The sequence below is a fragment of the Microbacterium sp. ZW T6_19 genome, from assembly GCF_044987465.1.
GTDB classification, from domain to species: domain Bacteria; phylum Actinomycetota; class Actinomycetes; order Actinomycetales; family Microbacteriaceae; genus Microbacterium; species Microbacterium natoriense_A.
The window spans coordinates 445,578-467,486 of the sequence record NZ_JBJDRH010000001.1; the positions used below are offsets into that span (position 1 = coordinate 445,578).

Here is a 21,909-nt window from a genome sequence, read left to right on the forward strand (position 1 = left end):
AACATTCTTTACCCCCCAACCCTCACGGAGGAATCATGCGTCAACGTCGACCATTGCTGGCTCTGCTGGCTGCTGCGATCGTGATACCGCTCAGCGGGCTCATCGCCACCTCAGCCCAGGCAGCCACCACCGTCAGCCTGCGCGACCCGGTCAAGCGGGAGATCGCGCAGGAGATCGTCACCTCGGCCGAGAACTCGGTCCTCGACTGGTACAACCGGTACGACTACATCGAGGACATCGACGACGGGCGCGGCTACACCGGCGGCATCATCGGGTTCACCTCGGGAACGAGCGACATGCTGGAGCTCGTCGAGCGGTACACGAAGAAGTACCCGAGCAACGGGCTGGCGAAGTACCTCCCCGCGCTGCGCAGCGTCGACGGCACCGACTCGCACGCCGGTCTCGGGTCCGCGTATGAGGCGGCGTGGAAGGCGGAGGGCGCCAAAGCCGCGTTCCAGCGTGCGCAGCGCGACCTGACCCGCGAATGGTACTTCGACCCCTCGGTCGATCTCGGACTCAGCGACAAGATCGGCGCACTGGGCCAGTTCATCTACTACGACGCCGCGGTCGTGCACGGCTTCGACGGCATGCAGGACATCCGCACCGAGGCGAGGAAGAAGGCCAAGACACCGGCGGAGGGCGGCAACGAGACGACGTATCTCAACGCCTTCCTCGACGCTCGCGTCATCGAGATGCAGAAGGAGGCGGCCCACGAAGACGTCACGCGCATCGAGACGGCTCAGCGGGTGTGGCTCCGCGCGGGCAACCTCAACCTCGACACCCCGTTGAACTGGTCGGTCTACGGCGAGGCCTTCAGCATCCCGTCGAACCCGACGCCCCGCTGGCCGCTCGATGAGATCGGCGGCCCGAACCCTACGTCTTCTCCGACGCCGACGGCGTCTCCGACGCAGAACCCCGGCACGGCGACGTTGATCTCGAAGAACAAGCCGGTCACGGCGTCGACGGTCGAGGGCACGGGCTTCGAAGCCGCGAAGGCGGTCGACGGGAACGCGACCACCCGGTGGTCGAGCGTGGAGGGCGTGGACCCGCAGTGGGTGCGCATCGACCTCGGTGCCGGCTCCACCGTGAACAAGGTCGTCCTGAAATGGGAAGCCGCATACGCCTCCAAGTACCGCATCGAGACCTCGAACGACGGCACCACCTGGACCACCCTCGCCACCGAAGCCGCAGGCAACGGCGGCACCGACGAGTTCACCAACCTCACCGGCACCGGCCGCTACCTCCGCATCTACGGCACCGCCCGCGGCACCGCCTACGGCTACTCCCTGTACGAAGCCGAGGTCTATGGCACGGCAGGCACCGGCGGAGGCTCCACGCCGACCCCGACCCCGACACCCACGCAGACATCGACCCCTACTCCGACCCCGACCACGACGCCGGGTACCGCCGCGTTGATCTCGAAGAACAAGCCGGTCACGGCGTCGACGGTCGAGGGCACGGGCTTCGAAGCCGCGAAGGCCGTCGACGGCAACGCGACCACCCGGTGGTCGAGCGTCGAGGGCGTGGACCCGCAGTGGGTGCGCATCGACCTCGGCACCGGAGCCGCGGTCTCGAAGGTCGTGCTGAAGTGGGAGGCCGCCTATGCGAGCAAGTACCGCATCGAGATGTCGGCCGATGGCACCACCTGGAGCACGCTCGCCACGGAAGCGGCGGGCAACGGCGGCACCGACGAGTTCACGAATCTGAACGGCACCGGCCGCTACCTGCGCATCTACGGCACCGCCCGCGGCACCGCCTACGGCTACTCGCTGTTCGAGGTCGAGGCGTACGGCACGGCGGGGACCGACGGAGGCAACCCCGGCGGCACGACGTTCCGCGTCGTCGGCGCGGGCGACATCGCGGGTACGGGCTGCTCGGCGCCGAGCTCCGGTTGCCAGCACTTCGCCACGGCGACGCTCGCACAGTCCCTGAACCCCGCCTTCTACATCACCATGGGCGACATGGCCTATGACGACGGCCACATCGAGGACTTCATGAACAACTACGACAAGTCGTGGGGCAAGTTCAAGAACAACACCTGGCCGGTGCCCGGAAACCACGAGTCGTACGACACCGACTACAACGAGGAGACCGAGAAGGGCGACGAGAAGGCGTACCGCGACTACTTCGGCGCCCGCGCGACCCCGCAGGGCAAGATGTGGTACAGCTACGACTACGGCAACTGGCACTTCATCGCGCTGAACTCCAACCGTTTCGACGAGCAGGCGCAGATCGACTGGATCAATGCCGATCTCGCCGCCAGCACCAAGCAGTGCACCGTGGCGTACTACCACCACCCCGCCTTCACCTCCGGCACCCACGGCAACGAGGGCGTCTCGGATGAGGTCTGGGGACTCATGGCGAACGCGGGTGTCGAACTGGTCATCAACGGCCACGATCACGACTACGAGCGCTTCGCTCCGCAGTCGGCGACGGGTGCGGCAGCGGCGAACGGCACGGTCGAGATCGTCGCCGGCATGGGCGGCGTGAACCTGACCGGCTACGAGAACGTCAAGCCGAACAGCGTCAAGCGCGTGGGTGACAAGTACGGCGTGCTGCAGCTCGACTTCACCGACTCCTCGGTGACGACGAAGCTCATCGCCGTGGGCGGTGCAGTGGCCGACACCAGCACGATCACCTGCCACTGACGACATGTATCTCGCCGGCAGCAAAGCGCGGCAGGACGAAGGCGGCGCGGCGGTCCACCCTCAGGTGGGCCGCCGCGCGGCCGGAGTCGGCAGCACCGCGATCGCACTCGGAGTCGTGAGCCTGCTCACGGATCTCTCCTCGGAGATGGTCACGGCGGTACTCCCGCTGTACCTCGTCATCGGGCTGGGCATGACCCCGCTCGCCTTCGGTTTCCTCGATGGTCTGTACAACGGCGTCACGGCCTTCGTGCGCCTGCTCGGCGGACACGTCGCCGACCGCTGGTCGCAGCACAAGCTCGTGGCCGGCATCGGCTACGGACTGTCCGCGGTCTGCAAGCCGTTCCTCCTGCTCGCGGGAGCCTCGACCGTGGCGCTGTCCGCGACCCTCGCGGTCGACCGGATCGGAAAAGGCATCCGCACCGCTCCACGCGACGCACTGATCTCCCTCTCCGTCGACGACGCGCACCAGGGACGGGCCTTCGGCGTGCACCGCGCGATGGACACCGCGGGCGCGCTGCTGGGTCCACTCGCCGCGTTCGGACTGCTGTGGATGCTGGCGGATGCCTTCGACGCGGTCTTCATCGTCAGCTTCTGCGTCGCGAGCCTGGGCGTGCTGGTGCTGATCGCCTTCGTGCCCGGTCGCAGTTCCATGCCCGTCGGTGCTCCCCGGCCCACGTTGCGCGAAACCGTGCGGATCCTGGGCGAGCCGGTCTTCCGCCGGCTCCTGATCGCGGCCACGATCCTGGGCCTCGCGACGGTCGGCGACGGCTTCCTCTACCTCGGTCTCCAGGAGCGCTTGCAGCTGGATGCCGCGTTCTTCCCGCTGCTTCCGCTCGGCAGCGCTCTGGTCTATCTCGTGCTGGCCGTGCCGATGGGGCGTCTGGCCGATCGGATCGGCCGGAGACTGCCGTTCCTGCTCGGCAACCTCGCCCTGATCGGCGCGTACTCGACACTGCTGCTGCCTATCGACGGTCCGCTCCTGCTGGTACTGATGCTCGCGCTGCTGGGCGTCTTCTACGCGGCGACGGACGGCGTGCTGATGGCGCTCGCTGGTCCCCGCATTCCCCGCGAGCGGCGCGCGGGAGGCATGGCTCTGCTGCAGACCGGTCAGGCGACCGGTCGACTGTTCGCGGCGGTCATGTTCGGTGCGGCGTGGACGTTCTGGGGCATGACGGCCGCGTTCGCCGCCGCTGCACTCGCGCTCCTGGCGGTGCTGATCGCGGCCGGGGTGCTGATCCGTCCCGATCGCCACCCTGAGGAGGAGCACGCGTGACGTCGATGAGGAAGCGCGTCGTGCTCGTGGGCGCCGCGGCGCTCGTACTCGCCGGCGTCGGGATCGGCTACTCGCTCTACGCCGTGGCCCGCAGCGGAGACGGGGCGCACGCCGCCGGAGACGTCGTGCCTGCGACCGACCACGGACTCTATGTCCGTGATTCCGAGGGCTCCGTCGTGCTGCAGGACGGAGGCGGAGCCCCGGGGCGCACGGGAACGGGACTCGAATGCAATCGCTTCTACGCTGCCGGTGACACCGCGGTGTGTGTGAGCGTCGAGGGCAGCCTGAAGCCGACGACCAAGGTCGAGGTGCTCGACGCCGATCTCACGCCGACCGAGACCTTCACGTACAGCGGCGTGCCGACGCGTGCTCGCGTCTCGCCCTCGGGCCGGATGGTGGCCTGGACCGTCTTCGTCACGGGCGACAACTACGCCGGCACGAACTTCTCTACGCGGACCGGCATCTACGACCGTGACACCGGACGAATCGTCGATTCCCTCGAGGGCATCCCGCTCTACATCGACGGTGAGCGCGTGCACCGCGTCGACGTCAACTACTGGGGTGTGACGTTCGCCGAAGACGACGACACCTTCTACGCGACGGTCTCCACGGCGGGGACCACGTACCTCGTCGAGGGCGACGTGAGCGAGTGGTCCGCCACCGCCCTGCGTGAGAATGTCGAGTGCCCGTCGCTGTCGCCCGACGGCACGAGGATCGTCTTCAAGAAGCGTGTGAACGACAGCGTCGATGATCCGTGGCGGCTGTACGTGCTGGATCTCGCGACCATGCAGGAGACGCCGCTCGCCGAGGACCGCAGCGTCGACGATCAGGCCGCGTGGATCGACGACGACACCGTCGCCTACGGCGTCGACGGGGGAGTGTGGTCGGTGTCCGCCGACGGCGCCGGGCAGCCGGAGCTGATCGCCGAGGACGCCTCGTCGCCCGCGATGGTGCACGACTGATACATCGCCCGGCGTTGCGTGCGTCCCGGGTGGACGAGCAGCCGTAGCGTGAAGGCATGGCACGAGTGGGGGGACGCAATCTGGCGATCAGCTGGATCGCGGGGATGCTGTGCGCCGGGGTCATCGTCGGGCTGGTGTGGTTCGCGTTGCCGATCGTGCCCGCGATGGCGCAGTTCGTCGGAGAGGGGATGCGCAGCATCCTGCCCTGATCCGCGCCGGGCTCAGCGACACGTCGGCACGCCTCCGACGGCGCTCGAACGCGCGGCGGTACCCTCGCACTGATCACATCCGATGAGAGGCGCACCCCATGAGTGACCCCGAGGTTCCGAAGCACGAGCAGCCGGCCGACGTGAACGACGTCGTCGACAGCGCGAACGCCGGTCTCGACGCGGCCGCAGCGGCGAGCGCGGCGGTGCCGGGCCAGACCCCCGAAACCGTGGAAGACACGGCAGCGGAAGACGCCGACAAGGCGCCCGCGGGCGACGCCGATGCGACGGCCGCAGCCGACGCCGATCTCGCCGCGTTCGAAGAGGCCGAGCGCGACCACCCCGGTACGTTCTCGACTCCAGCGCTGAACGAGATCGCGGCACAGGACGACGAGACCACGGTGCTCGACACTCCGGTCTCGCACAGCGAGTCAACGATGGCCGACAACGCCTATTCGACGGCCGACGACACCGAGACACGCATCGTGCCATCCGAGCCGGTGCCATCCGAACCGGTGCCCGCCGAGACGCCGATCGTCGTGCCGCTGCAGCAGCAGCCCATCTTCGTGCAGGCTCCTGAGCCGCCGCGTGAGCGCGGAAACCGCGGCACCGCCGGAGCGATCGGCCTGCTCGCCGCTCTCTCCTTCGCGATCCTCTACCTCGGCACGATCCTCGGTCTCGGAGCGCTGGCCGGCGACGTGACCGCCGACAACCTCGGAGAAGCGGCCCTCGCACCACTGACGACCTTCGGGTTCTGGGTGCCGGTCGTCGTGTTCTACCTCGGCTTCTGGCTGCTGGGCGCTTTCATCAACCGCGGCAAGTGGGGTCGTTGGGTGATCTTCGGCATCATCGTCGGAGTCATCGCCTACGGCGGCCACATCCTCGGGCAGCTCATCCAGGAACCGTTCTGGCGGCTCACCGCGTCCGAGGGCGCTCGGCTCGTGAACGAGCAGCTGCTCGCGCCGCTCGCGATCGCCGCGTTCGTGTTCGGACGCGAGCTCACGATCTGGTTCGGCGCCTGGGTCGCCCGCAGCGGCGCTCGCAAGACCGAGCTGAACGCCGAGGCGCAGCGCGAGTACGAGCGCACGCTCGAGGCGGGCCCGACGCTCGCCCGCTGAGACTCGCATGTCATCGCCAGACCCCCGCAGACCGCCGTCCGCGGGGGTCTCGGCGTTGCTGGCCCTCGCCCTCGCGACGATCGGGTTCTTCGCCCTGGCCGTCTTCGGTCTGGGGGCGCTGAGCTTCGCGACCGATGCCGACATCATCGCCGTCACCGACCTCGGTCAGGGGCCGGGGATCATCGGAATGGCGGCAGCAGTCGGGGTCTTCGCCCTGTCTCTCTGGTTCGCGGTGCGTCCGGCGCGGCCGTCGTTCTTCTCGGTTCCGACCGTCGCGATCCTCACCGGGCTGGTCCATCTGGCTGCCGTCTGGATCGCGGTGCTGCTGGGCACCGGCGATCTGATCGTCTCCACCGCGGTTGCGGGCGACCTGGTACGAGGTGGCGCGAGTGCCGTGCTGGTGCTGTCCGCCGCCGTCGCCTCGTGGAGCGGGGTGGCGCTCCGGCGCACCAGAGCGCAGCATCCGCGCTGGCCGTGGGAGGAACACGGCGACGAGTGACGCGGCGAATCGCGCACGACACGCCCGGCGCGCCTTACGCTTGAGGAGTGGAGCGCTCACTGGAGACGCAGGTCGACCAGGCCGTGGAGGCCTGGCTGCGCTGGGTGCCGCGCTGGGAGCCGGCAACCCACCGCGGTCGCGTCGCGCCGTGCCGCCGCTGCCTGGGTTCCCCCGTGCTCTCGGCAGCGGGCATCGCGTCGAACACGCCGCACGGGGTTCAGCACGGGCTCTCCACCCGCATCAAGGCGATCGTCGACAGCGCGGTCGCCGAGTACACGGCGCGGAATCTGCCGATGCTGCAGCGCGAGCTCGACCAGCAGGCCGCACGCAACAGGGCGCGCAGCTACCGGCCGGCCGAGAACCTCGACCCCGAGTTCGACGGACTCCCGCTCGATCCTGATCCGGTGCCCGGTGCGCCGTTCCTGTTCACGATCGCGGGGATGGCCGATGACGCAGCCGAGGAGCTGCCGCCGCTGCCGCCGCTGAGCGACGAGGCGAAGGCCGCGCTCCGGCAGGAGGTGGCCCTCGCCGACGAGTACGCCAACATGGTCGGCCGGGAGATCTGCGGGCTGATGCTCCGACACCGCCTGCACATCCAGGCGGCGATCTCGCAGCACGTCGAGCCCCAGATCGAGGCGATGCTGGCGGAGCTCACCGAGTCGCTCGACTCGCCCTTCGGCCCCGACTCGGTCTGACGGTTTCATCGTAGGGCGGCGCCTGACAGCGGGCGACAGCGCCGCGACAGCGTCGTGCAAGCGGGCGAGCGGATGCTGTCCCTATGACAAACCACAACGCAGACTGGGCCGTCGAGGCCGATGGACTCGTGAAGGTGTTCGGACAGAACCGCGCGGTCGACGGCGTCGACCTCCGCGTGAAGACCGGCACCGTCTACGGTGTCCTGGGCCCGAACGGCGCCGGCAAGACGACGACCATCAACATGCTCGCGACCCTCATGCGCCCCGACGGCGGCTCGGGCCGCATCTTCGGCTACGACGTCGTGCGAGACCCGCAGATCGTCCGTCAGCTCATCGGAGTCACAGGGCAGTTCGCCTCGGTCGACGAGACGCTCTCGGCGACGGAGAACCTCATGATCTTCGCCCGGCTGCTCGGCCTCGGCCGCAGTGAGGCCAAGAGCAAGCAGGAGGAGCTGCTCGAGCGCTTCGGTCTCGCCGAGGCGGCCCGACGCCCGCTCAAGGACTTCTCGGGCGGCATGCGCCGTCGCCTCGACCTCGCCGCATCCCTCATCGCGCAGCCGCCCCTGATCTTCCTCGACGAGCCCACCACAGGCCTCGACCCGCGCACACGCGGCCAGATGTGGGACACGATCCGCGAGCTCGTGGCGACCGGCTCGACCGTACTCCTCACGACGCAGTATCTCGACGAGGCCGATCAGCTCGCCGACCGCATCGCCGTGATCGACCACGGCAAGGTCGTCGCCGAAGGCACGAGCGACGAGCTCAAGGCGTCGGTGGGAGCCTCGAGCCTGCAGCTGCGTCTCGAGGACGCCGCCGACACGGCTGACGCGCTCACCGCGATCGAGCGGATGCTGGGCGTGCGGGGCACGCTCTCGCCCGAGGCCGCGCGAATCACGGCGCCGATGGCCGACCCGAACCGTATCGCCGATCTCCTGATCACCCTGCGGGAGAGCGGTATCAGGGTCACCGAGCTCAGCGTCCAGAAGCCGACGCTCGACGAGGTGTTCCTCACCATCACCGGAAAGCCGGCCACGGCCGGCGACGACGCAGACGCACAGAAGGAAGAGGTGCACGCATGACCGCCATCGCCACGGCGCCCTCGACGGCCAGGATGATCGTCCCGGCATCCGAGCGCCATCTGAAGAACCGCACCAGCCTCGGCCAGAGCGTGCAGAACACGCTCACCATGGCCTACCGCGGACTCGTGAAGATCCGCCGCACGCCAGAGCAGCTGTTCGACGTGACCCTTCAGCCGATCATCTTCACGCTGATGTTCACCTACATCTTCGGCGGGGCGATCTCGGGCGATGTCGCGTCGTACCTGCCCGTGATCATCCCCGGCATCCTCGTGCAGACCGTGATCACCACCTCGGTCGTCACGGGCACCCAGCTGCGGGAGGACATGGACAAGGGCGTGTTCGACCGGTTCCGCTCGCTGCCGATCGCGCGCATCGCCCCGCTCTCCGGTGCGCTGCTCGCCGACACCCTCCGCTATGCGATCGCGACGACTCTCACCTTCGTCATGGGCTTCATCATGGGCATGCGCCCCGAGGGAGGCATCGGCGCGGTCGTGGCGGCAGGGCTGCTCGTGATCGGATGCTCCTGGGCGATCAGCTGGATCTTCGCCTTCTTCGGAGTGATCGCGCGCACAGCGTCGAGCGTGCAGGGCATCTCCATGCTCGTGCTGTTCCCGCTGACGTTCCTGTCGAACGCCTTCGTGCCGGTCGACACCATGCCCGGCTGGCTTCAGGGCTTCGTGAACGTGAATCCGGTGTCGCACCTGGTCACCGCCGTCCGCGACCTCGTCAACAACGGCGTGTTCGGGGCGGACGCCTGGATCTCGATCCTCGGCGCCGCGGTGATCGTCGCGATCTTCGCCCCGCTCACCGTCCGGGCGTACATGCGCCGGGCCTGACCCCCACCATTCCGCCGAGCCCCGCTCTGTCGTCGAGACCCCCTGCTGCGCACCCCGCCAGCCGGGGGTCTCGACGCGAACCCGGGGGTCTCAGCGGCCGGGGACTCGATGCGTCAGCACGCGCAGCGTTTCATCGACGAGCTGCTCGGATGGCAGAGCGGATGCCGCGGCGCGCGCCGCGGCGACGGCCTCGGCTCCGACCACTCCTCGCGCCTGTGCGAACAGCGCCGTGAGCGACAGGCTCGGCAGATCCTGTCGAGCGCCGAGAAGCTCGGCCAGTGCCAGCCCCCGCAGACCGCGATCCTGCTCGGTCGGCGTGGTCAGCGCCCACGACGACCAGCCCGCCAGCGCTGTGCCGATCACCGGTCGGTCGACGTAGGTCGGATTCATACGGTGCAGAGCCAGGGTCCGTGTCCGCAGCCGGTTCGCCCACCGCGCGAGGTCTGCAGCGGGGAGCAGCTCGTCGGCGACGGAGGCCGTGATGAGGGTCGCCAGCAGCACCAGGTACCACGGGGTGGCGCGCTGATCGCCCGACGGGAAGCCGGCCAGAGATCGTCGGTAGCCTGCCACCGCCCCGTCGAAGTCACGGCGTGCGCGCGCCACCTCCGCGAGGCCGAACCAGCCCAGCGCCGCGTACTCCACTCCCTGCTGGGTGAGCTCGGCCGTACGGGACACGTCTTCGAAGACGCGCTCGGCCTCGTCCAGGCGGCCGAGGCCGAGCAGAGCGATGCCTCGCGTCCAGTCCTGCTGCACCTGCTCCTCCGAGACGTCGAAACCCTCGGCGCTGCGTCGGGCACGGTCGAGCCAGACGAGAGAATCCGCGTGATGGCCCGATTGGCCGGCGACCTGTGCCGCCGCGCTCGCCGCGAGCGTGCCGATCCACCGGTCGTCGATCTCTCCTGCCAGCTCCCAGGCGCGTTGCGCCGACGAGGCGGCCGTGACGGCGTCGCCGGTGTTCTCGGCCGTCTGCGAGGTGAGGAACTCTCCGACCAGGCGCGCGGCCGGTTCGGGCTCTTCGCGCAACGCCCGCAGGACCGCCATCATCCGCTCCGGACGCGACACCTGCACGGTCACCGACAGGAGCGCCGCCAAGGCGGGGCTCAGGATCACGCCGGGCGTGCGGGCGATGCGGCGCAGGCGGCTGATGGCGCCGAGCCCACGCGGGTCCTCGCCGACGAGGGCCATCAGCCCGCACGGCAGCAGGACACTCACGAGGAGATCGGCGGACACCGCGTCGTGGTCGAGCCCGTCGAGCGCCGCGATCACGATCGGTGTGAATCCGAAGAACTCCGTGAACGCGCCGCGCACGACCCACGCGGACATCAACGCAGAGAAGATCCGCACGACATCGGCGGAAAGTCCGCTCTCTGCGGCGTAGCGCAGCGCCGCTACCAGGTTGTCGTTCTCGGCGTTCAGCTCTGCCAGAACGTCGGGGCGCACCGGCGCGCACTCGCCGAACAGCGCAGCCCCCGGCATCCGGGAAAAGCCGCCTGCCCATGCGAGCACGGCATGCCACGCGTCGTCTTCGGCGCCCGAGGCTGCAAGCCGGGCCAGGCCGAACTCGCGCACCGTCTCCAGCATGCGGAACCGCACACCCATGCCGGTATCGGTCGCCGCGAGCAGGGACTGGGAGACCAGCCGGTCGAGCAGGTCGTCGACGGCGCTCTCGCCGAGCACTGCTGACGCCGAGACCGCCGAAAAGCCTGCCGGAAGAAGGGACAACCGGACGAGCGCGTTCCTGGCGTCGTCGTCGAGCAGGTCCCAGCTCCACTCGATCACAGCCTGCAGGGTGCGATGGCGTTCGGGCGCGGCGCGGTCGCCGCTCGTCAGCAGGGCGAAGCGGTTCTCGAGGCGAGACTCGATCTGCTCGGCGGTCATGGTGCGCACGCGTGCGGCGGCGAGCTCGATCGCAAGAGGCAGTCCGTCGAGGCGGTCGCAGAGCCGGGCGACGGTCGCTCCGTCGAGTCTCGCGTCGGGGCGCGCCGCACGCGCCCGTTCGAGGAACAGCCGCACCGCCGGGCCCTCGCCGTCGCCCGCGCTCAGCGCGGTGAGCGGGTACACCGCTTCGGCTGCGATCGCGACGGGCGTCCGACTGGTTGTGACGATCCGCAGCGTCGGCACTGCGCCGAGCATGTCGGCGGCCCAGGCCGCGGCCGCGTCGATGATCTGCTCGCAGTTGTCGAGAACGAGCAGCGCCGGTCGCTCGCCCAGCAGTGCGACGATGCGGGTGCGCAGGTCGGGCTGTGATCGCGCGTCGGACAGTCGGCTGCCGGCAGAACTCTCGCTGATGCCCAGCGCCGCCCCGATGGCGGGTTCCAGGTCGGCATCGGCGCGGACGCCGGCCAGGGCGACGACCGCGACGACCGGCGCGTCGGATGCCGCCGCCACCGCCTGTGCCAGCCGGGTCTTGCCGAGGCCGCCCGGGCCCAGGATCGTCACGAGCCGGCTGGTCGCCAGCAGCGCCTCGATGCGCTCGACGTCGTCATCGCGGCCGATGAGCTCGTTCGGAGCGGCTTGCAGCCCGATGCGCACCCGCGCGGGCGCAGTCGCCTCCTCGCCGCGCAGGATGCGGGCGTTGAACGCGCTCGTGTCCTTGCTCGGAGAAGAGCCGAGATCATCCCGCAGTCGGGTCCGCAGCCGCGCGAACACGGCCAGTGCCTCCTGCTCGCGCCCGGCCTCGACGAGAGCCGTCATCAGCTGAGCGTGCGCCTCCTCGTCGTACGGCTTCGAGTCGGCGAGAGCGGCCAGCGCCGGGATCGCGTCGGCCGCGCGGCCGAGAACTATGAGCGAGCGCGAGCGCGCCGCGCGGAGGCGATCATGCAGCTCTGCCGCGGCCGCGCCGAGGTCGAGAGCGACGGGGGAGTGGGCGAGGTCTGCTCCCGCCTCTGCGCGCCAGAGCGACAGCGCGCGGTCGAGCATCGGCAGCCGCGCCGCATCGCCCTCCGGGAGACGCGCGGCGGCGGCATCTGCGTCTCTCGCGATCGCGAGGTCGCTGTCGACGGTGACGCCGAGCGCATAGCCGATCGCGTCGCTGCGGATGATGTCGGCTCCGGCCAGGGAACGCAGCCGGGACACGAGGGTCTGCACTGCTCCGCGCGGATTTGCGGGCAGGTCGTCGCCCCACACGTCGGCGGCGATCGCGTCGACGCTGCGGGAGGTGCCCGCGCCGAGGGTGAGCGACGCCAGGAGGGCGCGCGACGTCGCGCCGGGGATGTCGAGCGGGATACCGTCGGCCGCGGCGACCTTCACCGGGCCGAGCACGGCGACCCGGGGAGTGCGCTGCGTCACCTGGCAAGCATAGGACGACGACCCGACGTGAGGTTCCGGGCCCCACGGCCGAGGTCATCCGACCTGCGGATCCACTGTGAGAAGAGCCGATCCGCAGCATCCGCGCCGGCACAGTCACTATCGTTTTTCGATAGATATCCATTGCTGATCGATAGGGTCGTCATGCAGCCTCGCGTCACCGTCATCCTCCAGGTGCTGATCCTCGTCCTGCTCGGACTCCTCGTGGCCAGTCAGGTCCTCGTGATCCCCGAAGTCGCCCGCATCACCGCCAGCCGGAACCCCGATGTCGCCCAGCTCGAGATCCCGGGCATCATCGGGGCGGTCGTCTTCCTCGGCCTCGTCGAGGTCACCCTGGTGTGCATCTGGTTCCTGCTCTCCCTCGTGCAGGCCGACCGCATCTTCCGCGTCGAGGCCTTCCGCTATGTCGACGTGATCCTCGCCGCGCTCATCTCGGCAGGCGTGCTGATCCTCGCCTCGTACATCGTGATCGTCGCAAGCCGGGCGGTGTCGCTCTCGCTCACGCTCCTCGCGGTCCTCGGGGTCGTGGTGAGCGCGGCGCTGGCGCTGCTCGTGGTCGTGCTCCGCGGACTCCTGCGCAAGGCGCTCGAGCTCGAGCAGGATCTCTCCGAGGTCGTCTGATGCCCATCGTGATCGACCTCGACGTGCAGCTCGCCCGCAAGAAGATGAGCGTGCAGGAGTTCGCCGACGCCATCGGAATCACCCCGGCCAACGTCGCCGTCCTCAAGAACGGTCGTGCCAAAGCCGTGCGCTTCACCACTCTCGACGCGATCTGCCGAGTGCTCGAATGCCAGCCGGGCGACATCCTGCGCTGGGTACCCGACGGACAGGAGCCGTGATGACGACGACGCAGGTATCGACCTGGGGCGAGTCGGTCGCCCGGCAGCTGCTCGACGACGCCAGCTGCCCGGTGTGCCAGTGGATGCTGTCAGACGGATGCTGCGCCCGCTGCGGTTCCGACTTCCGCGGCCCCGTCGCGATCGAGGTGTGGAACGCCTCGGTCGCCGCCGCGAACGCGCTGCGCGCCCGCGACGAGCTGCTGCGACGCCTGCCCGTCATCCCGCTCGCACCGGTCGGAGCGGCTCCCCGCCCGCATACGGCCTCACCACAGGCTCCGTCGTCGGCACCGCACGGTTCGCATCCGGCGACCGCATCCGCATCGGCTCCACAGAGCAGCGCGACGCTGCAGTCCGTGCTGGCCACCGCGGGGGCCGGGCTCTTCGCCGTCGCAGCGATCGTGTTCACCTACTTCAACCCCGATCTCGCCGACAAGGCGCTGCGCGGCGTCATCGTCGGACTCATCACCCTGCTGTTCCTCGGCGGAGCCTGGCTGCTGTCGCGACGGGGCCTGCGCTTCTCGGCCGAGGCGGTCGGCGGGCTCGGGCTCGTGTTCGGCGGACTGGACGTCCACGCAGTCGCCCAGCTCGCCGGTCCGGAGATCGACCCCTGGCTCACCTCCGCAGCGGCGACGGCTGTCGCGGGCACCGTCATGCTGCTCGCGAGCTTCGCCCGCGGCATCCGCATCTGGCAGTGGACCTCGCTCGTCGGCCTGTCGCTCGTGCCCGCGATGATCGGCGCAGGTGTCGGCGCACAGCTCTGGGCCGTGCTCGGCGCGATCGGCGTCGCCTACGCTGCGGCCGGTCTCATCGAGTGGCTGCGCCCGCCGCGGGCCGAGCAGATCACCCTCACGGCGCTGCAGCTGATCAGCGCGCTCGTCGCGCTCGTGCTCCTGTGGCGGATCGGCGGCAGCTTCACGCCGTTCCTGCTGACGGCCGCAGGCCTGCTGGTCCTGATGGCGGCGCACGCGACGATCGCGTCTCGGCGGATGCTCGGACCGCTCTGGGGAATCGGGGCTGGAGGTACGGCCTCCGCGGCGATCGTGCTCGTCGTCTACGCCCTCACGGGCGCGGCCTCGGTCGACGTGTCGTGGATGTTCGCGATCATCCCGGCTGCGGCCGCAGCCGCCCTCGTTCTCGTCGGGGCCGTCGTTCCGCTTCCGCGCACCGTGCCGCGCGGGTTCGTCGTCGGCGGCTCGTTCGCCGTGCTGGCTCTCCCGGCCCTGGTCCTGCTCGGCTTCGCCGCGCTGAACGGCATGGTCGCGATCACCGAGGTGATGCAGCGGAGTCCCCGCGCGGAGGTCACGGGCGGAGCCATGGAGTGGGGCCTGATCGTCGGTCTCGCCGCGGTCAGCGCAGGGCTCGCCGTGTTCAGTGCGCTCGCGCGGCGACGTGACAGCATCCGCTCGCTCGCGACCGCCCCCGCTCGTGTGTCGTCGGTCATGGGGGCCGCAGCCGTTCTGGTGCTCGGCTGCGCGAAGGTGCTGCTGCTGCCCGTGTCTGTGGCCGTGCTCGCCGTCGCAGTCGTCGTGGTCGCCCTGGTCCTCCGCTACCTGAGGGTCACGGCTGCCGGCACTCGGATCGTTCTGATCGTCGCCGCACACGTGGCGTTGATCGCCTCAGCAGTCATCGCCTGGCGCGAGCCGTCGATCGTCCCGCTCGCCGGCGTCGGCACGCTTCTCGCGCTCGCCGTCCTGGCCGGTGTGCTCCCGGCCCGGCTGCGATTCGTGTACGTCGGAGCCGGCTTCGCGTTCGCGCTGACGCTCGTCTCCACCGCGCTCGGCGAGAGCGGCGTCGACGGCATCGCACAGCTGTGTCTGACGGCGTCCGCGGGCCTCGCCGTCGCGATCGCGGCCACCTATCTGTCCCGCATCGGGGCGCGGGCATGGCAGACGGTGCTCGTGGTCTCGGCGGTGCCGTTCGGCATCGGAGTCCTGCAGGTCGTCGTCGAGCGCAGCGGCTGGACGGCCCTGTCCACCGGGTTGATGTTCGTGCTGGCCGTCTCGCTGCTGGTCACGCGCCGTCCCGGTCTCACGGTCGCCGTGCGCACGATGGCCGCGGGGATGCTGGTCCCGACTCTCGCCGTCGTGATCGTGTGCCTGGGCGCGCAACTGCTGCCGTCGAGCGGGTCTCCGGTGACCCTCCCGATCATCGCGATGCTGGTGGCGCTGGCGTTGCCGGCGACGCCGCTGATACGCGCTGCACTGCTCGCGAGAGGTCACGCCGTCGGCGCTGCCGACGCCGCGCGGGTCGCGATCGAAGCATCGTCGCTGCTGACCGGCGCGATCGCGATCCTGCTCGCGCTCTGGCGCGATGCGGCCGGACTCGGCACGGCCTTCCTCGTATTGCTGATCCTCGGTCTCGGCGCCGCGGCCACCGCGCTGTTCGCCGGGCGCCGGTACGCGTGGGCGGTCTCGGCAGCAGCGTTCACCGGAGCGCTGTGGTGCGTGTGGGGCCTCATCGGCGTCGACCTGCTCGAGGCGTATCTGCTGCCGCCGACTCTGGGCGCAGCGCTCGTCGCCGTGCTCCTGACTCTGCGTGGAGCGCGCGCCGTCGCCCTGTACGCCGCAGGCCTGGTCGTCGCGATCGGACCGCTGCTCGCGATCGTCGCGGTCGTCGAGCCCGACCCGGCGGGGCAGACCTCTTTTCCGTGGCGCGTGGGCGGGTTGCTCGCGGCGGGCTGGCTGCTGCTCGCACTCGCGCGCTTCTTCGGGCGGAGCGAAGCGGCGGGGCGCGTGCGCCGGCTGCGGATGCTGCGCACCCCGACCCTGCTCGCCGCAGGCCTCGCGGCGAGCGTCGGCACGATCCAGGCCATCAGGATCGGTCTCGGATGGGACTTCCCCTCGCTCCGCGGCGCCGGTCTCTTCCTGGCGTGCCTCGGGGCCAGCGCGGTGGCGGCTCTGGCCCTGATGCTCGCAGGCCGCGGCATCCGCAGAACCTCCGACAGCGCGCCCCTGCAGTCGAGCCGGTGGCTGGGGGCTCCAGCGGCTCTTGCGCTCGCCGCGGGCACGTGGTTCGCGATCGAGCGCGACTGGTTCTCGATCTGGGCCATGTGGGCGCTGATGCTCGCCTATCTGCTCGCGGTCGTGTCGACGGCGTCCACTCTCCGCAGCAGGGCGACTCTGATGCCGCCGGTCTGGTTCCTGTTCGCGATCGCGTTCGTGACCGCCGTCGTGGCGTGGAGTCCGCGCGACCTGAGAGTGGAGTGGTTCTCGCTCCCGTTGGGCGCATTCCTGCTGATCGCCGGAGCTCTGAACTTCACCCCTGTGTCGCCGATCCTCCCCCCTGGGTCGCCGAGCCTCACCCCTGGGTCGCTGAGCCCGTCGAAGCGCAGGCCGACGCTCGACAGCTGGCCCGGTCGCTGGACCGGTTCCTGGGCGCTGCTCGCGCCGGGCATCGTCACGATGATGAGCGCGTCTATCGTGTCGACGTTCACCGATCCGCTCACCTGGCGGGCGATCCTGGTGATGGTCCTCGCACTCGCCGCCATCCTCGTCGGCTCGAGGGGTCGGCTCGCCGCCCCCTTCCTGATCGGCCTCATCGTGCTGCCGATCGAGAACGTGTTCGTGTTCTCGGTGCAGATCGGTCGCGGGATCGAGTCGATGCCGTGGTGGATCACGCTCGCGGTGATGGGCGCCGTGCTGCTGATCATCGCGGTCACCGCCGAACGGCGGACGGGGGAGAGCGGATCGGTGGCGGCGCGGATCCGTGATCTGCGCTGATCCATTTGACCGCCACGTTACGCGGCATTACACTTGATCAGGTGTGTGCACGTCTTGATGTGCGCGCTGGGCGTCGGCACCTTGCCGGTCCGCCCCCACGGCATACCCACCACCACAAAAGCACGTCGGTTCCGGCGCGCCGGTGGGTCTGATGTGAATCCATCACGCTGTCACCGTGCAGCACTATGAGGAGAGAACGTGCCAACCATTCAGCAGTTGGTTCGCAAGGGTCGCTCGCCCAAGGTCTCGAAGACCAAGGCGCCCGCCCTGAAGTCGAACCCGCAGCAGGCCGGGGTCTGCACCCGCGTCTACACCACCACCCCGAAGAAGCCGAACTCGGCGATGCGCAAGGTCGCTCGTGTGAAGCTCCGCAACGGGACCGAGGTCACCGCGTACATCCCCGGTGAGGGCCACAACCTGCAGGAGCACTCGCTGGTGCTCGTCCGCGGCGGTCGTGTCAAGGACCTCCCCGGTGTGCGTTACAAGATCGTCCGTGGCGCCCTGGACACCCAGGCCGTCAAGAACCGTAAGCAGGCTCGCAGCCGCTACGGTGCGAAGAAGGGTTGAGTTAGATGCCTCGTAAGGGTCCCGCACCTAAGCGTCCCGTCGTCAACGACCCGGTATACGGCGCTCCGATCGTCAGCCAGCTGGTCAACAAGATCCTCGTCGACGGCAAGAAGTCCCTCGCCGAGTCGATCGTCTACAACGCCCTCAAGGGCGTCGAGGCGAAGAACGGCGGCCAGGATGCCGTCGCCACGCTGAAGAAGGCGCTCGACAACGTCCGTCCCACCCTCGAGGTCAAGAGCCGCCGCGTCGGTGGCTCGACCTACCAGGTGCCGGTCGAGGTCAAGCCGCACCGCGCGAACACCCTCGCGCTGCGCTGGCTCGTCAGCTACGCCAAGGGTCGTCGTGAGAAGACGATGACCGAGCGTCTGCAGAACGAGATCCTCGACGCGTCGAACGGCCTCGGCGCCGCGGTCAAGCGCCGCGAGGACACGCACAAGATGGCCGAGTCGAACCGCGCGTTCGCTCACTACCGCTGGTAACAGCTTCGCCCGCCCCCGGCCACTCGCCGGAGGCGGGCACCCCACTCTTCGCAGTACGACTGCCAAAAAGATAAGGACACTCCTGTGGCACAAGACGTGCTCACCGACCTGAGCAAGGTTCGGAACATCGGCATCATGGCTCACATCGATGCTGGCAAGACCACCACCACCGAGCGCATCCTGTTCTACACGGGCGTCAACCACAAGCTCGGCGAGACGCACGACGGCGCGTCGACCACCGACTGGATGGAGCAGGAGAAGGAGCGCGGCATCACGATCACGTCTGCCGCCGTGACCTGCTACTGGAACAAGAACCAGATCAACATCATCGACACCCCCGGTCACGTGGACTTCACGGTCGAGGTGGAGCGCTCGCTCCGCGTCCTCGACGGTGCTGTCGCCGTCTTCGACGGCAAGGAGGGCGTCGAGCCCCAGTCCGAGACCGTGTGGCGTCAGGCCGACAAGTACAACGTCCCCCGCATCTGCTTCGTCAACAAGATGGACAAGCTCGGCGCGGACTTCTACTTCACCGTCGACACCATCATCAACCGCCTCGGCGCGAAGCCGCTGGTCATCCAGCTGCCCATCGGCGCGGAGAACGACTTCATCGGCGTGATCGACCTCGTCGAGATGCGCGCGCTGGTCTGGGCCGGAGATGCCAAGGGTGACGTCACCATGGGCGCCTCCTACGAGATCCAGGAGATCCCGGCCGATCTCAAGGACAAGGCCGACGAGTACCGTCAGCAGCTCCTCGAGACCGTCGCCGAGACCGACGACGCTCTGCTCGAGAAGTTCTTCGGCGGTGAGGAGCTCACGGTCGCCGAGATCAAGGGCGCCATCCGCAAGCTCACCGTCGCATCCGAGATCTACCCGGTGCTCTGCGGTTCCGCGTTCAAGAACCGCGGTGTGCAGCCGATGCTCGACGCGGTCGTCGACTACCTCCCGAACCCGCTCGACGTGGGCTCGATCGAGGCGCACGATCCCAAGGACTACGACACGATCATCGAGCGTCACCCCGACGCGAACGACCCGTTCGCGGCTCTCGCGTTCAAGGTCGCGGTGCACCCGTTCTTCGGTCGCCTGACCTACGTGCGCGTCTACTCGGGCCAGCTCGACTCCGGCGCCCAGGTCATCAACTCGACCAAGGGCAAGAAGGAGCGCATCGGGAAGATCTTCCAGATGCACGCCAACAAGGAGATCCCGGTCCCCTCGGTCACCGCGGGCAACATCTACGCCGTCATCGGTCTGAAGGACACCACCACCGGTGACACGCTGACCGACCCGACGTCGCCCGTCGTCCTCGAGTCGATGACGTTCCCCGAGCCCGTCATCGAGGTCGCGATCGAGCCGAAGACCAAGGCCGACCAGGAGAAGCTGGGTGTCGCCATCCAGAAGCTCGCTGAGGAGGACCCGACCTTCCGCACCGAGCTCAACCCCGAGACCGGTCAGACGACCATCAAGGGCATGGGCGAGCTGCACCTCGACATCCTCGTCGATCGCATGAAGCGTGAGTTCAACGTCGAGGCGAACGTCGGCAAGCCGCAGGTGGCGTACCGCGAGACGATCCGCAAGGCCGTCGAGAAGCACGACTACACGCACAAGAAGCAGACCGGTGGTTCGGGTCAGTTCGCGAAGATCCAGTTCAACATCGAGCCGCTCGAGCTCGACAACGACAAGACCTACGAGTTCGTGAACGCCGTGACCGGTGGTCGCATCCCTCGTGAGTACATCGGCTCTATCGACGCCGGTTTCCAGGACGCGATGAACGTCGGCGTCCTCGCCGGTTACCCGATCGTCGGCGTCAAGGCGACCATCGTCGACGGCGCCGCGCACGACGTCGACTCTTCGGAGATGGCGTTCAAGATCGCCGGCTCCATGGGTATCAAGGAGGCTCTGCGTCGGGCGAACCCCGTTCTGCTCGAGCCGCTGATGGCCGTCGAGGTGCGTACTCCGGAGGAGTACATGGGCGACGTCATCGGCGACCTGAACTCGCGTCGTGGCCAGATCCAGTCGATGGAGGACGCCGCAGGCGTCAAGGTCGTCCGTGCACACGTCCCGCTGTCCGAGATGTTCGGTTACATCGGCGACCTGCGCTCGAAGACCTCGGGCCGCGCCGTCTACTCCATGGAGTTCAACAGCTACGCTGAGGTTCCCCGTGCAGTGGCCGACGAGATCGTCCAGAAGCACCAGGGCGGCGAGTAACACTTCTGGGAGCCGGGTTCCGGCCCGGCTCCCAGGTCCCCTACAACTTCACATTCCCTCTCTACTAAACTGAGAACCTAACCCGTAGAGAACCGGTCGCAATCCAGTGCCCGGTCACCTCTACACGACGTCCTGAGGAGGACCAAGTGGCTAAGGCCAAGTTCGAGCGGACCAAGCCGCACGTCAACATCGGAACCATCGGTCACGTTGACCACGGCAAGACCACGCTCTCCGCAGCGATCTCGAAGGTGCTTGCTGACAAGTTCCCGTCCGCGACCAACGTGCAGCGCGACTTCGCTTCCATCGACTCGGCGCCGGAAGAGCGTCAGCGTGGAATCACCATCAACATCTCGCACATCGAGTACGAGACCCCGAAGCGCCACTACGCGCACGTTGACGCTCCCGGCCACGCCGACTACGTCAAGAACATGATCACCGGTGCCGCACAGATGGACGGCGCGATCCTCGTGGTCGCCGCCACCGACGGCCCGATGGCTCAGACGCGTGAGCACGTGCTGCTCGCCAAGCAGGTCGGCGTTCCCTACCTGCTCGTCGCGCTGAACAAGAGCGACATGGTCGACGACGAGGAGATCCTGGAGCTCGTCGAGCTCGAGGTCCGCGAGCTGCTCTCGAGCCAGGGCTTCGACGGCGACAACGCTCCCGTCGTGCAGGTCTCGGCGCTCAAGGCGCTCGAGGGCGACGAGAAGTGGACCGAGAAGATCCTCGAGCTCATGCAGGCCGTCGACGACAGCGTTCCGGACCCGGAGCGCGACCGCGACAAGCCGTTCCTCATGCCCGTCGAGGACGTCTTCACGATCACCGGTCGTGGCACCGTCGTCACGGGCCGCGCCGAGCGTGGCACGCTGGCCATCAACTCCGAGGTCGAGATCGTCGGACTCCGTCCGACCGTCAAGACCACGGTCACCGGTATCGAGATGTTCCACAAGCAGCTCGACGAGGCATGGGCCGGCGAGAACTGTGGTCTGCTCCTCCGCGGCACCAAGCGCGAGGACGTCGAGCGCGGCCAGGTCATCGTGAAGCCGGGTTCGGTTACCCCGCACACGAACTTCGAGGGCACCGCGTACATCCTGTCCAAGGACGAGGGTGGCCGTCACAACCCGTTCTACACGAACTACCGCCCGCAGTTCTACTTCCGCACCACCGACGTCACCGGCGTCATCTCGCTGCCTGAGGGCACCGAGATGGTCATGCCCGGCGACACCACCGACATGACGGTCGAGCTGATCCAGCCGATCGCCATGGAAGAGGGCCTCGGCTTCGCCATCCGTGAGGGTGGACGCACCGTCGGCGCCGGTACGGTCACGAAGATCATCAAGTAAGCATCTGCTTCCTTCGCAAAGGGGTCGAGCCTTCGGGCTCGGCCCCTTTGTGCTTCCCACTGGATGACACTCGGTGTCGCAAACGACGCACGGGGTTCCGTATACCGGTGCGACGATGCAGAATGAGTGCTGTCGGCCCGT

Annotated in this window: 17 protein-coding genes; 16 read left to right on the forward strand and 1 reads right to left on the reverse strand. The window is 68.7% G+C overall.

The annotated features are described in order from the left end of the window. Positions 1–35 precede the first annotated feature (35 nt). From ACI3KT_RS01915 to ACI3KT_RS01955, 9 genes are all read left to right on the forward strand, one after another. Positions 36–2,648 (forward strand): chitosanase, encoded by a 2,613-nt coding sequence (locus ACI3KT_RS01915; protein WP_404902237.1) that lies wholly within the window; start codon positions 36–38, stop codon positions 2,646–2,648. A gap of 4 nt (positions 2,649–2,652) precedes the next feature. Next, on the forward strand, positions 2,653–3,921 hold the full coding sequence (locus tag ACI3KT_RS01920) for an MFS transporter (protein WP_292910280.1): 1,269 nt from the start codon (positions 2,653–2,655) through the stop codon (positions 3,919–3,921). Beyond that, positions 3,918–4,883, forward strand: a complete 966-nt coding sequence (locus ACI3KT_RS01925; protein WP_404902239.1) for a TolB family protein — start codon at positions 3,918–3,920, stop codon at positions 4,881–4,883. Before ACI3KT_RS01920 ends, ACI3KT_RS01925 begins: the two co-directional genes overlap by 4 nt. A 56-nt stretch (positions 4,884–4,939) precedes the next feature. Beyond that, complete coding sequence (locus tag ACI3KT_RS01930; RefSeq protein ID WP_307298621.1) at positions 4,940–5,092, forward strand: hypothetical protein; 153 nt, start codon at positions 4,940–4,942, stop codon at positions 5,090–5,092. Positions 5,093–5,190: 98 nt separating this feature from the next. After that, positions 5,191–6,207 (forward strand): ABC transporter, encoded by a 1,017-nt coding sequence (locus ACI3KT_RS01935; protein WP_404902241.1) that lies wholly within the window; start codon positions 5,191–5,193, stop codon positions 6,205–6,207. Between the two features lie 7 nt (positions 6,208–6,214). After that, complete coding sequence (locus tag ACI3KT_RS01940; RefSeq protein ID WP_307298617.1) at positions 6,215–6,706, forward strand: hypothetical protein; 492 nt, start codon at positions 6,215–6,217, stop codon at positions 6,704–6,706. Positions 6,707–6,753: 47 nt separating this feature from the next. Beyond that, on the forward strand, positions 6,754–7,401 hold the full coding sequence (locus tag ACI3KT_RS01945) for a spermidine/putrescine ABC transporter substrate-binding protein (protein WP_307298616.1): 648 nt from the start codon (positions 6,754–6,756) through the stop codon (positions 7,399–7,401). 83 nt (positions 7,402–7,484) lie between these two features. Next, entirely contained in the window at positions 7,485–8,480 is a 996-nt protein-coding gene (locus ACI3KT_RS01950; protein ID WP_404902243.1) for an ATP-binding cassette domain-containing protein, read from the forward strand. Then, on the forward strand, positions 8,477–9,316 hold the full coding sequence (locus tag ACI3KT_RS01955; protein ID WP_307298612.1) for an ABC transporter permease: 840 nt from the start codon (positions 8,477–8,479) through the stop codon (positions 9,314–9,316). Before ACI3KT_RS01950 ends, ACI3KT_RS01955 begins: the two co-directional genes overlap by 4 nt. Before the next feature lie 90 nt (positions 9,317–9,406). Here ACI3KT_RS01955 and ACI3KT_RS01960 read toward each other — a convergent pair whose 3' ends face one another. After that, complete coding sequence (locus tag ACI3KT_RS01960; RefSeq protein WP_404902244.1) at positions 9,407–12,604, reverse strand: ATP-binding protein; 3,198 nt, start codon at positions 12,602–12,604, stop codon at positions 9,407–9,409. 162 nt (positions 12,605–12,766) lie between these two features. Between ACI3KT_RS01960 and ACI3KT_RS01965 the strand changes: the two genes are divergently transcribed. The 7 genes from ACI3KT_RS01965 (at position 12,767) to tuf (ending at position 21,768) form a co-directional block, all read left to right on the forward strand. Continuing rightward, complete coding sequence (locus ACI3KT_RS01965; RefSeq protein ID WP_307298611.1) at positions 12,767–13,243, forward strand: DUF2975 domain-containing protein; 477 nt, start codon at positions 12,767–12,769, stop codon at positions 13,241–13,243. Then, the gene (locus ACI3KT_RS01970) at positions 13,243–13,461 is read left to right on the forward strand and encodes a helix-turn-helix transcriptional regulator (RefSeq protein ID WP_292910300.1); all 219 of its coding nucleotides are present in this window, start codon (positions 13,243–13,245) and stop codon (positions 13,459–13,461) included. The genes ACI3KT_RS01965 and ACI3KT_RS01970 overlap by 1 nt, the downstream gene beginning before the upstream one ends. Next, positions 13,461–17,180, forward strand: a complete 3,720-nt coding sequence (locus ACI3KT_RS01975; RefSeq protein WP_404902246.1) for an SCO7613 C-terminal domain-containing membrane protein — start codon at positions 13,461–13,463, stop codon at positions 17,178–17,180. Before ACI3KT_RS01970 ends, ACI3KT_RS01975 begins: the two co-directional genes overlap by 1 nt. Before the next feature lie 198 nt (positions 17,181–17,378). Next, complete coding sequence (rpsL, locus tag ACI3KT_RS01980; protein ID WP_013584051.1) at positions 17,379–17,747, forward strand: 30S ribosomal protein S12; 369 nt, start codon at positions 17,379–17,381, stop codon at positions 17,745–17,747. 5 nt (positions 17,748–17,752) lie between these two features. After that, complete coding sequence (rpsG, locus tag ACI3KT_RS01985; protein WP_045256225.1) at positions 17,753–18,226, forward strand: 30S ribosomal protein S7; 474 nt, start codon at positions 17,753–17,755, stop codon at positions 18,224–18,226. An 84-nt stretch (positions 18,227–18,310) separates the two neighbouring features. Continuing rightward, on the forward strand, positions 18,311–20,428 hold the full coding sequence (gene fusA, locus ACI3KT_RS01990) for an elongation factor G (RefSeq protein ID WP_292910305.1): 2,118 nt from the start codon (positions 18,311–18,313) through the stop codon (positions 20,426–20,428). A 146-nt stretch (positions 20,429–20,574) separates the two neighbouring features. Then, positions 20,575–21,768: an elongation factor Tu gene (gene tuf, locus ACI3KT_RS01995; protein WP_045256223.1), complete on the forward strand. Its 1,194-nt coding sequence runs from the start codon at positions 20,575–20,577 to the stop codon at positions 21,766–21,768. The last annotated feature ends 141 nt before the right edge of the window (positions 21,769–21,909 follow it).

What these genes read in the sequence shown, in the direction of transcription:
- ACI3KT_RS01915 (WP_404902237.1), top strand. Translation starts at nt 36, where the DNA reads ATGCGTCAACGTCGACCATTGCTGGCTCTGCTGGCTGCTGCGATCGTG.
- ACI3KT_RS01920 (WP_292910280.1), top strand. Translation starts at nt 2,653, where the DNA reads ATGTATCTCGCCGGCAGCAAAGCGCGGCAGGACGAAGGCGGCGCGGCG.
- ACI3KT_RS01930 (WP_307298621.1), top strand. Translation starts at nt 4,940, where the DNA reads ATGGCACGAGTGGGGGGACGCAATCTGGCGATCAGCTGGATCGCGGGG.
- ACI3KT_RS01935 (WP_404902241.1), top strand. Translation starts at nt 5,191, where the DNA reads ATGAGTGACCCCGAGGTTCCGAAGCACGAGCAGCCGGCCGACGTGAAC.
- ACI3KT_RS01940 (WP_307298617.1), top strand. Translation starts at nt 6,215, where the DNA reads ATGTCATCGCCAGACCCCCGCAGACCGCCGTCCGCGGGGGTCTCGGCG.
- ACI3KT_RS01950 (WP_404902243.1), top strand. Translation starts at nt 7,485, where the DNA reads ATGACAAACCACAACGCAGACTGGGCCGTCGAGGCCGATGGACTCGTG.
- ACI3KT_RS01955 (WP_307298612.1), top strand. Translation starts at nt 8,477, where the DNA reads ATGACCGCCATCGCCACGGCGCCCTCGACGGCCAGGATGATCGTCCCG.
- ACI3KT_RS01965 (WP_307298611.1), top strand. Translation starts at nt 12,767, where the DNA reads ATGCAGCCTCGCGTCACCGTCATCCTCCAGGTGCTGATCCTCGTCCTG.
- ACI3KT_RS01970 (WP_292910300.1), top strand. Translation starts at nt 13,243, where the DNA reads ATGCCCATCGTGATCGACCTCGACGTGCAGCTCGCCCGCAAGAAGATG.
- ACI3KT_RS01975 (WP_404902246.1), top strand. Translation starts at nt 13,461, where the DNA reads ATGACGACGACGCAGGTATCGACCTGGGGCGAGTCGGTCGCCCGGCAG.
- rpsG (WP_045256225.1), top strand. Translation starts at nt 17,753, where the DNA reads ATGCCTCGTAAGGGTCCCGCACCTAAGCGTCCCGTCGTCAACGACCCG.